This window comes from Agarivorans sp. QJM3NY_33 (assembly GCF_050870865.2).
In the GTDB taxonomy this organism is placed as follows: Bacteria; Pseudomonadota; Gammaproteobacteria; order Enterobacterales; family Celerinatantimonadaceae; genus Agarivorans.
Genome location: NZ_CP194039.2, coordinates 980347 through 994286, shown reverse-complemented (window position 1 = coordinate 994286; position 13940 = coordinate 980347). Strand labels below are relative to the sequence as shown.

General features: G+C 46.3%; 13 protein-coding genes. 4 read left to right on the top strand and 9 right to left on the bottom strand.

Going from position 1 to position 13940, the window contains the following annotated elements:
• The first annotated feature begins 52 nt into the window (after positions 1 to 52).
• Both rdgB and hemW read left to right on the top strand, forming a co-directional pair.
• The gene (gene rdgB / locus ACRRSY_RS04460; protein ID WP_432454355.1) at positions 53 to 652 is read left to right on the top strand and encodes an RdgB/HAM1 family non-canonical purine NTP pyrophosphatase; all 600 of its coding nucleotides are present in this window, start codon (positions 53 to 55) and stop codon (positions 650 to 652) included.
• Positions 646 to 1800 carry a radical SAM family heme chaperone HemW gene (gene hemW / locus ACRRSY_RS04455; RefSeq protein WP_432461027.1) on the top strand — a complete coding sequence of 385 codons (1155 nt, stop codon included), beginning with the start codon at positions 646 to 648 and terminating at the stop codon, positions 1798 to 1800. The genes rdgB and hemW overlap by 7 nt, the downstream gene beginning before the upstream one ends.
• Before the next feature lie 8 nt (positions 1801 to 1808).
• Here hemW and trmB read toward each other — a convergent pair whose 3' ends face one another.
• The 6 genes from trmB to ACRRSY_RS04425 all read right to left on the bottom strand — a co-directional run bounded on the left by trmB (position 1809) and on the right by ACRRSY_RS04425 (position 7786).
• Positions 1809 to 2543: a tRNA (guanosine(46)-N7)-methyltransferase TrmB gene (gene trmB, locus ACRRSY_RS04450; RefSeq protein WP_432454358.1), complete on the bottom strand. Its 735-nt coding sequence runs from the start codon at positions 2541 to 2543 to the stop codon at positions 1809 to 1811.
• Positions 2544 to 2719: 176 nt separating this feature from the next.
• The gene (locus tag ACRRSY_RS04445; protein ID WP_432461026.1) at positions 2720 to 3829 is read right to left on the bottom strand and encodes a P1 family peptidase; all 1110 of its coding nucleotides are present in this window, start codon (positions 3827 to 3829) and stop codon (positions 2720 to 2722) included.
• Between the two features lie 16 nt (positions 3830 to 3845).
• The gene (locus ACRRSY_RS04440) at positions 3846 to 4682 is read right to left on the bottom strand and encodes an ABC transporter permease (RefSeq protein WP_432461025.1); all 837 of its coding nucleotides are present in this window, start codon (positions 4680 to 4682) and stop codon (positions 3846 to 3848) included.
• 6 nt (positions 4683 to 4688) lie between these two features.
• Entirely contained in the window at positions 4689 to 5582 is an 894-nt protein-coding gene (locus ACRRSY_RS04435; protein WP_432454361.1) for an ABC transporter permease, read from the bottom strand.
• The gene (locus ACRRSY_RS04430; protein ID WP_432464424.1) at positions 5579 to 6700 is read right to left on the bottom strand and encodes an ABC transporter ATP-binding protein; all 1122 of its coding nucleotides are present in this window, start codon (positions 6698 to 6700) and stop codon (positions 5579 to 5581) included. The genes ACRRSY_RS04435 and ACRRSY_RS04430 overlap by 4 nt, the downstream gene beginning before the upstream one ends.
• A 51-nt stretch (positions 6701 to 6751) precedes the next feature.
• Positions 6752 to 7786 carry a polyamine ABC transporter substrate-binding protein gene (locus tag ACRRSY_RS04425; protein ID WP_432464423.1) on the bottom strand — a complete coding sequence of 345 codons (1035 nt, stop codon included), beginning with the start codon at positions 7784 to 7786 and terminating at the stop codon, positions 6752 to 6754.
• A gap of 296 nt (positions 7787 to 8082) precedes the next feature.
• Between ACRRSY_RS04425 and ACRRSY_RS04420 the strand changes: the two genes are divergently transcribed.
• Positions 8083 to 8952, top strand: coding sequence for a MurR/RpiR family transcriptional regulator (locus ACRRSY_RS04420; protein WP_432464422.1), 870 nt, complete (start codon positions 8083 to 8085; stop codon positions 8950 to 8952).
• A 309-nt stretch (positions 8953 to 9261) separates the two neighbouring features.
• On the opposite strand, the gene tsaA is transcribed toward ACRRSY_RS04420, so the two are convergent.
• Entirely contained in the window at positions 9262 to 9738 is a 477-nt protein-coding gene (gene tsaA / locus ACRRSY_RS04415; protein WP_432454365.1) for a tRNA (N6-threonylcarbamoyladenosine(37)-N6)-methyltransferase TrmO, read from the bottom strand.
• Between the two features lie 481 nt (positions 9739 to 10219).
• Between tsaA and ACRRSY_RS04410 the strand changes: the two genes are divergently transcribed.
• A complete protein-coding gene (locus ACRRSY_RS04410) occupies positions 10220 to 11068 on the top strand; it encodes a sulfurtransferase (RefSeq protein ID WP_432464421.1) in 849 nt (282 codons plus the stop codon).
• Between the two features lie 320 nt (positions 11069 to 11388).
• On the opposite strand, the gene ACRRSY_RS04405 is transcribed toward ACRRSY_RS04410, so the two are convergent.
• Both ACRRSY_RS04405 and ACRRSY_RS04400 read right to left on the bottom strand, forming a co-directional pair.
• A complete protein-coding gene (locus tag ACRRSY_RS04405) occupies positions 11389 to 12870 on the bottom strand; it encodes a methyl-accepting chemotaxis protein (protein WP_432454367.1) in 1482 nt (493 codons plus the stop codon).
• A 3-nt stretch (positions 12871 to 12873) separates the two neighbouring features.
• Positions 12874 to 13719: a hypothetical protein gene (locus ACRRSY_RS04400; RefSeq protein ID WP_432454368.1), complete on the bottom strand. Its 846-nt coding sequence runs from the start codon at positions 13717 to 13719 to the stop codon at positions 12874 to 12876.
• Positions 13720 to 13940 lie beyond the last annotated feature (221 nt).

Sequence of the window (13940 nt, the reverse complement as noted above, 5' to 3'; positions counted from 1 at the left end):
GCAAGCCCTTCGATTACACTTAGGCTCACATCGACACAGACAAAGGTTTCCCATGCAAAAAGTTGTCTTGGCCACCGGTAACCCCGGTAAAGTTGCCGAACTTTCCGAGTTACTCAAACCCTTACAAAAACAAATTGTGGCGCAAAGTGAATTTGCCATTGTGGACGCCGAAGAAACCGGCACCACCTTTGTAGAAAATGCCATTATTAAAGCCCGCCATGCGGCAAAAATCACCGGTTTACCCGCTATTGCCGATGACTCTGGTTTAGCAGTGGATTATCTTAATGGTGCGCCGGGACTATATTCTTCACGTTATGCTGGCAGCAACGCCAGTGATCACGACAACGTACTAAAATTACTCGCAGCACTAAAAGACGTGCCCGAGTCGCAACGCGGTGCAGAGTTTCACTGCGTATTGGTGTATTTACGCCATGCCGATGACCCAGCCCCGCTGATTTGTCATGGTAAATGGCGCGGCCAAATCACCGAGCAGATCCACGGTGAAGGCGGCTTCGGTTATGATCCGGTATTTTGGGTTGCCGAACACCAGTCCACCTCCGCCCAGCTCAGCAAGGCAGAGAAAAACGCCTTAAGTCACCGAGGCCAAGCCCTTAGAGAATTATTAGCACAGCTTAATCATTGCGTATGTTAAGTCTTGCGCCGCCATTAAGTCTGTATGTTCACATCCCTTGGTGTGTTCAAAAATGCCCCTATTGTGACTTCAACTCCCATGGCTTAAAGCAAGACTTACCAGAAGCAGCATACATCAGTGCGCTTCTGGCTGACCTTGAACAAGACTTAGCACGTTTCCCCACACTACAAGGGCGCCCCTTACACAGTATCTTTATTGGTGGCGGCACACCAAGCCTGCTGTCTGCCGAAGCGATTGCGCGCTTGCTGCAGGGAATCAAGCAACATTTGCAGCTTGAGCCCGACACCGAAGTCACCATGGAGGCCAACCCGGGCACCGCCGAAGCAGACCGCTTTAAAGGCTACTTTCAAGCGGGCGTGAATCGTTTGTCGATTGGCGTACAAAGCTTTCAACAAAGCCATTTAAGCAAACTGGGACGGATCCACAGCGGCGAAGAGGCGCTGCGGGCCTTCGAATATGCGCAGCAAGCTGGCTTTAAACGGATCAACCTCGATTTAATGCATGGCCTGCCTAAGCAAAGCCTTGAGCAAGCGATGCAAGATCTACAGCAAGCCTTTGCGCTTGGCCCCAGCCACCTGTCCTGGTATCAACTCACCATTGAAGCCAATACCGCCTTTGCATCACGACCGCCCGCCTTACCCAACGAAGATCTGTTGTGGGATATTTTCGAGCAGGGACAGCAGCAATTAGCTCAGGCTGGCTATGCACAATACGAAGTGTCGGCCTATTGCCGCGATGGAGATCGCTCACAACACAACCTCAACTACTGGCGCTTTGGCGATTACTTAGGTATTGGTTGCGGAGCGCACGGCAAAATCACTGATTTGCAGACTCAGCATTTATTCAGAACCGAGAAGCTAAAACACCCGAAAGGCTACTTAGATCCGCAGCGGGAATTTCTCTATAAACAATGGCCAGTGGCAAACCAAGATTTAGCCTTTGAGTACTTCTTAAATCGGCTGCGCCTGTTTGAAGCCATCCCGAAAAGCGAGTTTGTGAACTTAACAGGCTTAAGTTTAAGCGCGTTGGAAAACGCACTCGACAGTGCCAAGCAACAAACCTTGCTGGAAGAAAATGCCACCAGCTGGCAGGTCACAAAAAAAGGCCGTTTATTTCTAAACGACCTACTGAATTGCTTTACCGATTAAATTAGGCTTTAGGCTTCGCGAGCGAAGATCAAATCCCACACCCCGTGGCCTAAACGATGGCCGCGGTTTTCAAACTTGGTTAAGGGACGCCAATCCGGACGCGGTACATAATCGTTAGTTTCAGAAGTATTGCGATAGCCTGGCGCCGCCTGCATCACTTCTAACATATGCTCGGCGTAATGCTGCCAGTCGGTCGCCATATGAAATACACCGCCAATTTTGAGTTTATTACGCAGCAATTCAACAAATTCTGGCTGAACAATGCGCCGTTTGTGATGACGTGATTTATGCCAAGGGTCGGGAAAGAACAGTTGCACCGTATCGAGGCTGTTGTCTGGAATACTATCGTTTAAAACTTCTACTGCATCGTGTTCAAAGACCCGCAGATTGTCGATCTGCGCATCCACTGCATCGGCCAAACAAGCACCCACCCCAGGGCGATGCACTTCAATGCCAATAAAATTAGTCTCAGGCGCATGCTTCGCCATCTCTACCAAAGAGGCGCCCATACCAAAACCAATTTCGAGTACAGTTTTCGCATCGCGACCAAATACCTGCGCCAGCGAATAGTTTGCGGCCTGATGATCCAGACCCAAGGTTGGCCAAAACTCGGTGAGCGCATTTTCCTGGCGCTTGGTTAAACGACCTTCTCGTTTTACAAAGCTACGAATTTTACGAAGTCGTTTGTCTTCGGCTTGCTCTTGAGGGGCCTCAGGAGCCGGGTTTTGATCTTGCTCACTCATGATAATTCCAGACTAAGAAATTGCAGGGACGTTCTAAATGTAGAACAGGGCTGGCATTATCCAAAGTTCTGGCCTTTGTGCAAGCTTTGCCCATTGAAAAACTCAAGTCGACTGAATTTTGAAAAGGCTAAATCAAGGCACCCAGTGGCATTTATCTAAGGAAGATAAAAGTATACTCAGCTCAGATTTATACCAGTGGCGTGAAAATTTCTAACTAACTGTGTCAAACGCTGGGGATCAATCGCCTTGCAAATTTGCCCCGCGGGTTGTTTAAAGGTTGGTACGTCTTCAGCAGCAACCATCGCATTAATCACCGACTCTTCGATTGCTTCGACACTGGCCAGATAAAAATCATCAAAAACCTCATCGTTTAAACAATGCATGGTGCGCATGGGCCCGGATAATTGCGGCATTTCTTGTTGATTTGCGGTGCTAAAGGCAAGAAAAATATCCCCCGAATTGTTTCCTCCCGGAGAACCATTGCGACCAATGCCAATCGCCGCCCGCTTCGCCATCCGCTTCAGCTGATGCGGTAACATCGGTGCATCGGTTGCCAAAATCACGATAATTGAGCCCTGCTCATGGTTGCTATGGATCCGATCTTCGGTCATCACTTTACCTAATGGCGCACCGAGTACATTAAACCAAGGACGAATGCCATGATTTGCCTGCACTAAAGCGGCTACCGTGTAAGTCTGCCCATCCACTTCGACCAAACGCGACGATGTTCCGGTGCCGCCTTTGAAATCATAGGCAATCATTCCGGTTCCCCCACCAACATTTCCTTCGGCAATTTTTCCAGCCGCGGCATTATTCAAAGCAGCCAGCGCATCCTGTTCGGTAATATGCAGCGCATTAATATCATTCAAAATACCATCAAAGGTTTCGGCGACAACCGGCATTGCCCATAGGTGATGCCCCTGCCACACCGCTTGATACTGCTGAATCATCCACTTCACCGCCGCATGGTGAGTCATCCCCACACCATGCGAATTGGTAATCATAATCGGACCCGTGAAGTAACCTCCATCTTGGATCCAGTGAGTCCCGGTCATTTCACCATTCCCGTTTAAGGCATACATGCCTGCCCATACAGGCCTTGGAGTATGACTTCGCCCATGTGGCAAGATAGCCGTAACCCCGGTGCATGCCGGAGAGAGGGGCTGTTCGTTTCTGATGGTTTGATAACCAACTAAAACGCCTGCAACATCGGTAATCGCATTGTTGGGGCCAGTACGTCCAGGAAAGGGAAGACCTAACTCTCTTGCTCGTCGTTTAGACATCATATTGCCCATACTCTCCTTAATCACTTGAGTTCTTAGATTTGAAATAAATACCGATCGAGGCGATGGCAACAGAAAACAACAGCATCAAAGTAGCAATGGCGTTAATTTCGGGTTTAATTCCGCGACGGATCATACCTAAGATAAATACCGGTAAAGTCGTGGAGTCCACCCCACTAATAAAATAAGTAATCACCAAATCGTCCATCGAAATAATGAAACTAAGCATGGCACCACCAATAACACCCGGTAAGATGAGAGGTAAGGTGATACGGCGAAAAGTTTGCCATTCATTTGCCCCCAGATCGGCAGAGGCCGACTCTATCTTCGGATCCATGCCAGCTAAGCGAGCGCTTACGACCACAAACACATAGCTGCTCAAGAAGGTGCAATGGCCAATAATAATCGTCGTATTACCCAGCGTGAAACCGGCACCAACGAAGAAAATCAGCAACGCAATGCCTAATACAATGTCAGGCATCACCATCGGAACAAATAACAGTAATCGGTAAAAGCCTTGTAATTTAAAACGAAAACGTGAAATGGCGATGGCTGCGCTAGTCCCCAATAGGGTCGCGATCAATGTGGCGCTACAAGCCACTTGTAAACTATTTTTCAGGGCATTCAATAATTGTGCGGTTGAATTCACATAGCTATTTGAATCCGCTAAGTGGGTCTGCGCGCCAAAAATACTGCGATACCAATCAAAGGTAAAGCCGTCCCAAATCATGATATTAATCGGATTTGAGTTAAATGAATAAATCACAATAAGCAGCACGGGGGCATACAAAAATACAAAGAAGAACGTACTATATACAGATAATAAACGGCCTAATGCAGTTTGCTTCTTCATCATCAGTTCCTAAGGTTGCTGTACTTTTTTGGCGGAGACAAACAAATAAAACGACAGAATGGCCAGCATCAAGAAGATAATCACCATCGACAAGGTCGCGCCAAAGGGCCAATTGCGAGCATATAAAAACTGTTGCTCCACCATGTTGCCAATCATCATCACCTTGGCGCCGCCCAATAAGTCAGGCACCACAAAATTACCGAGACTAGGAATAAAGACCAAGATAGAACCTGCGACAATCCCGGGAATGGTCATCGGAAGGACCACTCGTCTAAAGGTGGTAAATGGGGTCGCGCCTAAATCTTGGGATGCTTGCAACAAGCTCATGTCTAGTTTTTCAACACTGGAATAAATCGGTAAAAACATAAATGGAATAAAGATATACACCATGCCAATGATGACCGCTGTGCCTGAAAACATCAGATTTAAGGGCTCAGTAATAATACCCGCCGCCTGTAAGAACTGATTGGCAAAACCGGAATTACGCAAAATCAGTACCCAGGCATATAACCTAACCACCATACTTGCAAAAAATGGCAAAGTAATAAGGAAGATAAAGAACGACTTCTGCTTTGCCGTTAAAGTAGCGACCCAAAAAGCAACGGGATAACAAATCACCAGGGTGCAAATTACCGTTGCACTCGCGAGCCCAATCGAACGTAATAAGATCTCAAGGTAAACCGAATCAAACTCTTCATAAACACCATCGGCCCAGCCAAAAACCCGACCGTAATTCCAATGATAAAAATTCCACTCCACGCCCCCATACAGGCCCGGTTCCAAGAAGCTATAGAGCAACATAATACCGAGTGGGATCAGAAAAAATATCCCAAGAAACAAAGTCGTTGGAGCCAGCAAACCAGCTAACATCAGCCGCTGGCGTGCTCGAATAAACACACTCATGGCTTACTCCCAACGGCTGATTCAGGAATGGTATGCACTGCCTTGGGCTGATAATAAAGCACAACTTGATCACCTTGTGCCAAAGGAGTGGCATGTTGGCGCACTAAGGCCGATAACTGAAAGCCATTCGACAAGTGCCCATGCAATTGATAATCGCTGCCAATAAATACCACTTGATCAAGGGTCATACTTAAGCTCGCAAGCTGTTGCGAATCAAGGGGGGGCGTTAGCGACATTTGCTCGGGACGAAGCAATAAGGTCATCGTTTGGCCTAACGATGCCTCACCGTCTGTACTGTGTATTCGCAAGCCACCACAATCAATTTGAATGCCCTGCTGGTCTTGCTCGACGACTTTTCCGGTAAAGATATTACTTTCACCAATGAAGGTCGCCACAAAATTATTTTTCGGGCGATGGTATATCTCATCTGGCGTACCAACCTGCTGAACCTTGCCACCGTTCAACACCACAATACGGTCAGACATGGTCAAGGCCTCTTCTTGGTCATGGGTGACAAAAATAAAGCAGATCCCTAATTCTGTTTGTAGATTTTTTAATTCAATTTGCATTTTTAAACGCAAGTTTTTATCTAAGGCTGACAAGGGTTCATCTAACAACAGTAACTTAGGACGGTTAATGATGGCTCGAGCTAAGGCGACTCGCTGCTGCTGGCCACCTGACAGTTGTGCTGGATTACGTTTTTCGATCCCAGCTAAACCCACCATCTCCAAGGCCTCTGCCACACGTCGGTTTCGCTCGGTTTTTGCCACCTTTGCGACATCCAGACCATAACCCACATTGTCTCCCACCGACAGATGAGGAAATAAAGCATAGGACTGAAACACGGTATTCACCGGCCGCTTGTGCGCAGGCTTGCCAATAATCGATTGACCATCCAGCAGAATATCGCCACTGTCGATCTCTTCGAAACCAGCCACTATTTTCAATAAGGTCGTTTTCCCACACCCAGAAGGACCAAGCAAGGTGATAAATTCACTCTGGGCAATAGACAAATCCACTGAATCCAAAGCATGTATCACTCCCCCTTCGGGCGTAATGAACTGACGATGAGCGCGACGAATTCGGACATATTCAGGGACTGGTACCGCAGTAGACATAAACAACCTCAAAAAATAAGAAAAGCGGGCAAGCCCGCATGCTGCAAACGATTAAGAAGAAGTACGGATTTTGGTCCAAGCTCTGTCATACAACTTAATGCCTTTACCTAATTCCTTAAACATTTGTAGTTTGGCTCTCACCGAAGCCGGTGGGTTAATACTCGGATTATTACGTAAATAGTCAGGCAACAATTCAATCGCATCTTTGTTCATCGTGCCGTTGGTTTGCTGCTTGGCATTTAAGGCGGCAATTTCAGGCTGGGTAAAAAATTCTAAGAATTTTTGGGCGTTCGCTTTATTCGGAGCACTTTTAAGCACACACATATTCTCTTGGTATTTGGTCGCACCTTCCTCGGGGATCACATACGCCAGCTCATCAGGATTCTCAAATACATATAACATTGCTCCGACATACCATTGAGCAGCAGCAATATCACCGGATTGCACCATCGGAATGCTGTCATAAGTAAAGGCTGAAATATTACCTTTTTGTTGAATGATATAGTCTTGCGCTACTTTTAAATCATCTCGGTCAGTACTGTTGACACTTTTACCATGAGTGATCAAACCTACACTAATAACTTCGCGCATCTCATCCAACATGGCGATATTTTTACCTTGCTTGGGTAACGCGAAGAAATCATCCCAAGAATTCAGCTCTGGAACCAACTCCTTGTTATAGAGGATCCCCACGGTACCCCAAGCGTAAGGCAAGCAGTATTCTCCTTTGGGGTCAGATTCTGCGGTAAGAAAAGCGCTATCGATATGCTTAAAACCCGAGTACTGATTAATATGAGTTTTTTCAAGTAAATGAAGCTGCGCCATAATGTCTTGCATGTGTACCGAAGGAAACACAATATCGTAGCCCGTCGCACCGGCCTGTAATTTAGCGAGCAACTCTTCATTAGAAGAATAAGTGTCTAACTTCACTTTAATTCCAGTCGATTCAGTAAAGCGGCTGAGCACCTCTGGGTTGATATATTCTCCCCAGTTGTAAAGGTTTAAGGTCTCTTCTGCCGACGCAACTTGGGAATAGCTAAAAGCAGAGCATGCGAGACTTGTCGCAAGCAAAGCCGTTTTCAGCATATGACCTCTTTTTCTAGAAATTGAACAGTTCATGAGCTCACCTTTGTTGATTGAAAAACAGTTAATTTGTTTATAAAAACACCACCCCTTCATTCTATGGTTAGGCATGATTATTTCAATATCAATATATGTTAGATTCGTAACATATTATTTTAATTTAAAAATCAATAGGTTATAAAAACAACTCTCTAGCAAGCACTGTTCAACTGTATATTTATGCACTAACTTGGATATATCGGCCTTGGTTTCGCACAGAGATGATGCAATAAATTGTTAATGACACAGGAGACAATATTTTGAAAAATACTTTTTCTTCAAAACCCGAGTTTATCGCCAACAACACCGCTCAAAAAATACAAGCTTTAATCCCTAAAGCCACCAAGTCAGAAGCGAGAGTCGCACAATTCATTCTATTAAACCTAGACCGAATCAGTTACGAGACTGGGGCTTCCATCGCCGAGAAAGCAGCCGTGAGCCAAATTACCGTGAGTCGTTTTCTAAAGCGGGCTGGCTATCAAGGGATCGCCTCCCTCAAGGAAGCCTTGCAAAAAGAAGTGATCCCGATACAAGAAAGTGACAACCAACGCCTACCCGTTGACTCTTTTTACCGAGAAAATTTCAAACATGAGCTGCAAGCAATGATGCGTTTATATGAGCAATTTGAAACCGAACATTGGCAAAGCCTAGTTGCTTGCGTGAGTGCAGCCAGCAAAGTTTATGTTTCCGGGTTTCAATCTATACGCGGCGCAGCGGAAGACTTTAGTCGTCGCTTATCTTTGGCTCGCGACTCGGTGCAATACCTTTCACCTCACGATAGTATGCTGGCAGAATGGCTTGCAGAGGTGCCGCACTCCCAACAAGGCTACCATGCTTTAGTGATTTTAGATGTGGTGCCTTACGCAGCAGAAAGTCGCAAACTCTGTGAAGAAGCTCAAAGAGAAGGGATCCAAATTGTCATCATCACTGATGAGTTTTGCCATTGGGCAGTTGAATATGGAGCCCATATTATTTATTCAAAATCTAAATCTGGGTTATTTTTAGAATCCACTTGGGGATTAGTGCTCACCACCAATATGCTGGTAGATGCTGTTGCTAAGCGCTCCCCCAATAGTGAACAGCGGATCAAACGCTGGCAGGAAATCGCCAAACGTTTAGATTTTTTTTAGCCGATTAAGTGTGCGCTTGAGCACGACCTCACCCTAGAGCCCCATTAACGGCCTTCCTCAGAGCAACACAAACAACTGTTGCTGAAGATGCGGCCCGACTGGCTTAAACACAAACCTAAGACTCATCGGAGCATCAAGCACATCATAACTCTAATCTCATCCCGCGAGAGTCGGAGCTGTCCAGGCGCAAGCACTTCCACAATTTGGACAAACCTTCCGCTGACGAGCATAGACGAACAAGACAATGCTCGCAGCGAGGTCTGAATTCTAAGATATCCACTTCTTTCATTTTCGAACACGCGCTCTTAATTAAACAAAGCGCTGGTCGGAACGCTTATTAACAATCTCTTGCTCGCTAGCTTGCAGCCAACCCGAGCGGCTCTGTGCTACCGCATCAAACTTGGCAATATAGGGTTTAATATCCAATAAGGGCGTGCCATCGAGGATATCGATGCCCTGTACATAGATCCGATTGCCCACCACCTGACTCACCTCAAGCACCGACATACCAATGTGATTAGGTCGTAGCGGTGAGCGAGTAGAAAACACCCCGCGGGGCTGAGTATCCATGAAAGGCGTCACCCGCAACTCGGTGCGAATGGCTTTGTGAAAGTGATAAATCAGGTAAATATGCGAGAATCCTTCCAGATCGGCCAGCCCCTCGGCATATTGCGGGTCTAACACGATCTCACCTTTAACCTCACTCGCCCCCTTGGGTTGGATCGGCATATCTTCTAAACACTGGTAGGGAGAATGGATCACCCCGATGGATTGGATCTGCGGCATCAGCTGACTTCCTTTTATTCGCTAATAACTTGATAAACAATAACCATACGCTCAAGCAAGCACTTGTTCCAGCACGCCCGCCAATTGAAGCGAGGCGACATTGGCCCTGCTCTGAAAGCGATCGCTCAAGAACCCTCAGCCCCGTTTTATATTAATTGCTCCTCGACCAGCAAATGCCCCCGTTGAACAAAGCCGGGATTGAAGGCTCATTTTCTCAAGCCAACAATCAATCCTGCTAAACATCAGTCACGAATAGCCTAAGCGCTTACTATCGACCGCCATTCAAGCATCCGCAAGACTGGACCAGCACATTATTTTTTGGTTTCAAGCATAAGAGAGTTAAAGTATTTTTGTGCATTTATGCAGGCTGGTGTTGTAAGATTTGTCGTTCGCATATCCCATCCTGAGTGGCGCTTGATGGGCTTTGTTGCCAGCGATATGAAACAACCAGACTTGTGGCGTTAACTTTTTTGGAGGAAGGATGGACCGTCTATTAATTTCGGCAGCCAGTTTATACCAACGACTCGCTGATGATGATCTGAGGATTATCGATGTCAGCATGAAATCCGTGGTTGGGAAAGAAGCTATCGTTTATGAGACATTATCAGTCATTCCCAACAGTTACTATGTGGATTTGTCTAACGAGCTAGTCGACCATTCGAGTCCGCAGCTCCACGCATTTCCATCATCCACGCAAGTATCGAAGCTGATGGAGAGTCTTGGGATCACCGCCAACACCACCATCGTAGTATATGATAACCAAGGGATCTACTCGTCGCCAAGGGCATGGTGGATCCTCAAGTCTTTTGGCCTCGCGAAGGTCTATATACTAGACGGTGGTCTCCCTGAATGGCTGAAACAAAACTACCCAAGCGCCACGGAATACCGCACGAAGGCTCACTCAGGAAGCTATCCCCCATTAAGTTTTTCGACTGATGCTCTGGTTTTCAAGCAACAAGTCCTTGCTAATCTTACTCGCCAAGACTTTAGTGTGATTGATGTTCGCGCTTCTGGGCGATTTACTGGCGCAGCGCAAGAACCAAGACCAGGCGTTCGAAGCGGACATATTCCCAAGTCGCTCAATCTGCCTTTCGAGCAAACCCTTGATGAGCATAAGTACAAAAGTTCAAGCGAGCTACAAGCCTTGTTCTCTGCAGTAATACAAGATACTTCCAAGCCACTGGTGTTCTCTTGTGGCTCCGGCATTACCGCTTGTATTGGCTTAGTTGCAGCCTTATTAGCGAACTACACGCAGGTGGCACTTTATGATGGCTCTTGGTCTGAATGGGGAAGTGATCATGCTCTGCCGATAGAGCCAAGCCAACCGTAGCGCCTGTGAATAAGCAAACAAGCTGGAGCGGCGCGACTATTTTGGCTTAGTTTTTCAATCTTGGCGAAGGTCTTCAATGATTAAAAAACGTTCAAGCAAGGTCTTGGCGTTCATCGGTAATCCCTCAGGCAACGAACAGTAAGATCACCATTGCGCCTCAAATGGCTGAGCAGCAATGCTGCAAAGTTGGTGACGCATAAATATGGCCAAACATACCGCGAGTTCGATTAACAGCTCATAGACATATAAAAGGGGGCCTATCGATGCCCCCTTTCAGCGCGATATCCGCATAAACAGCACAATGCTTCGCTCAACGCAGCTTACTTATATTTAAAACGATTCACCTGTTGTACCATTTGAACGCTCACCTCAAGCAAGTCTTCAGTGGCTTGTTGTAACTGCTTACTGTCCTGACTCAACGACGCCGTACCTTGGCTCAACGATTCCACATCCTTGGTGACCGCATTGGTCACATTGGCTTGCTCCTCACTGGCGCTGGCTATCATGTTCACCATGTCATTCACCGAACTCATTTCTTGCTTAATCTGAACCAAAGACTCACCCGTGCCCTGCGCCGACTTGATGGTTTCACTCACCATCACCTTACCCGCTCGCGTGGCTTGATAAGAAGTTTCGGCCTGAGTTTGCAGATTACCGATAATTTGTTCAATTTCAGTGGTTGATTGGTGGGTTTTTCTGGCAAGCGCCCTTACTTCATCGGCCACCACGGCAAAACCACGTCCCAACTCCCCTGCCCGTGCGGCCTCAATGGCCGCATTCAAGGCCAAGAGGTTGGTTTGTTCGGCAATGCCTTTAATCACATCTAATACACTGCCAATATTATCACTCACTTGTTTCAGGTTACTTACATCTTCAGCAGTCTTATCTAAGTTATCAACCAGCGCTGTTACCTGAGCAATATTATCATCAATGGCCCGATGTCCTTCGATGGAAAGTTGATACGCCTGCTGCGTTTTACTGGCAGTATTTGCGGCATTCCCGGCAATGTCTTTGGTGGCAATTCCCAGTTGCTGAAGATTGCCCAAAGAGGTGCTGGTGAGCTCAGTCTGCTCGATGGTATTGGCGGTGCTTTTATCATTAATCATCCGCACATTTTCGGATACCAGCTCTAAGTGACTGGCTGCATCCGCCATATCCTGCACAATGTGTTGCACGGTTTGAATAAAACTATTAAAACTGCGACTTAGCTGGCCAATTTCATCATCACTCTGGAGTGGGATCCGGGCGGTTAAATCGCCATCACCTTCGGCAATTCCGGCCAGCATGATATTTACATCCGCTAAGGGACGGATCACTAACTGACGCAGCGATACGATCATTAATATTAGAATTAGAGCCGCCATGACAACGATGGTGAGAATCTCTTGATGTAATTTCTGGATTAAGGCGGAGTCCATGACTTGACGCGTCACTGCAACTTCAATTTGACCGGTGGCTTTGCCGTCCCACGCCATCGGTATGATTAAATTATCATCAACACTGGCTTGACGAGTCACACTTTTCGCCATCAACTTACCACGTTGATCGCTGACTTTAATGCCGACAATCATTGAATCATCACTGAAAGAATTAATAATCGCTTGAATGACATCCAAGTCATAAACAAATATCGGTTCATTTAGAATAATACTCATTTGTTTGCTTAGGGCTTGTTTTTGATGCTCGTATTGCTGAGTCAGGCTGGCATTGCTATTCCAGTACAACACGCCCACAACCAGCAGGCCCACAATCAGGATAGTCGCAACAAGTAAACTAGAGAGTTTAGCGGTAATAGTTTTCATAAATTAATTTCCAACAACGGGGTCAAACCAAAACTCTTGGGGGATGGCTCGCACTTTTTCAGTTAAGTAAGGGTTGTCTAAATCAAAGATACGGCGTTGCGCCAACTGACCTTGCTGCAAAGCATTTTTCACGTCTGGGTGATTGAGAAATAAGGCCTGATAGCTGCCGTCTTCAAACATCTGCTGTAAAATGCCGTATAAGTGCTCCGCTAAATGCTGATTGTCTTTTTTTACAAAGAACAACAGTGGCATTTTATAACGCAGCATCACATAGGGATCGACAGTTAAATTATACTGAGCTTCCCGTTGCAGCTCTCCCCAAGGTTCAAAAATTCCCCGAGGAAAATAATCACAGCGTTCCGCTTCGACCATCGCAAAGATATTCGGATAACCCAAACTTTTGGCCACCTTCACCCCATTTGCTTCCAAAATGGCGGTGTCGGCCCATAGCTTACCCTGGCACGGAATATACTCCCGCATCTCATCCCAACTGTTAACCTGACTAAAGCGCTGGCGATTTTGCTGTTTAATAATCCCTAGGCGCATCCCGATGATGCCGCGGAAAATAGGGAAATAAATCGCAGTTAATTCCTGCTCTCGCTCAGCAGAGGTGGCCGTCCATATTAAATCTAATCCCCCATCATTCAGATCGGCCACTGCCTTGGTAATGACGACATCGCCGACAGCCCCGTAAGGGTAGGCAACGCTGTCGTAAAGCTCACTCCGCTTGACGATTTCTTGAGCCAATACCGCAGGAAAGATATTGCCCGCTGATGTATCGGGAATTCTCAGTGGTTTTGCAAAGCTCGCCAGAGAGATAAAACAAAGGAAATAGATTGTTTTCAGCATAGAACCTCAATACGTTTATTTTAATTACCCACCGTAAAACAAAGGGTTTAAGACCCGAAGAAAAACTTGCCCGAACCAGGCCACGATATTATTTCACTGAATATGAAACAAGATAAAAAAGATATTAATTATAATTTTTGTGACCATGAATTTAATAAATAATACCTATATTCAAGAATACAAAAAAGAACATTATTTCATTATCAAGTAAAGAGACACAT

What these genes read in the sequence shown, in the direction of transcription:
- rdgB (WP_432454355.1), top strand. Translation starts at nt 53, where the DNA reads ATGCAAAAAGTTGTCTTGGCCACCGGTAACCCCGGTAAAGTTGCCGAA.
- hemW (WP_432461027.1), top strand. Translation starts at nt 646, where the DNA reads ATGTTAAGTCTTGCGCCGCCATTAAGTCTGTATGTTCACATCCCTTGG.
- trmB (WP_432454358.1), bottom strand. Translation starts at nt 2,543, where the DNA reads ATGAGTGAGCAAGATCAAAACCCGGCTCCTGAGGCCCCTCAAGAGCAA.
- ACRRSY_RS04445 (WP_432461026.1), bottom strand. Translation starts at nt 3,829, where the DNA reads ATGATGTCTAAACGACGAGCAAGAGAGTTAGGTCTTCCCTTTCCTGGA.
- ACRRSY_RS04440 (WP_432461025.1), bottom strand. Translation starts at nt 4,682, where the DNA reads ATGATGAAGAAGCAAACTGCATTAGGCCGTTTATTATCTGTATATAGT.
- ACRRSY_RS04435 (WP_432454361.1), bottom strand. Translation starts at nt 5,582, where the DNA reads ATGAGTGTGTTTATTCGAGCACGCCAGCGGCTGATGTTAGCTGGTTTG.
- ACRRSY_RS04430 (WP_432464424.1), bottom strand. Translation starts at nt 6,700, where the DNA reads ATGTCTACTGCGGTACCAGTCCCTGAATATGTCCGAATTCGTCGCGCT.
- ACRRSY_RS04425 (WP_432464423.1), bottom strand. Translation starts at nt 7,786, where the DNA reads ATGCTGAAAACGGCTTTGCTTGCGACAAGTCTCGCATGCTCTGCTTTT.
- tsaA (WP_432454365.1), bottom strand. Translation starts at nt 9,738, where the DNA reads ATGCCGCAGATCCAATCCATCGGGGTGATCCATTCTCCCTACCAGTGT.
- ACRRSY_RS04410 (WP_432464421.1), top strand. Translation starts at nt 10,220, where the DNA reads ATGGACCGTCTATTAATTTCGGCAGCCAGTTTATACCAACGACTCGCT.
- ACRRSY_RS04405 (WP_432454367.1), bottom strand. Translation starts at nt 12,870, where the DNA reads ATGAAAACTATTACCGCTAAACTCTCTAGTTTACTTGTTGCGACTATC.
- ACRRSY_RS04400 (WP_432454368.1), bottom strand. Translation starts at nt 13,719, where the DNA reads ATGCTGAAAACAATCTATTTCCTTTGTTTTATCTCTCTGGCGAGCTTT.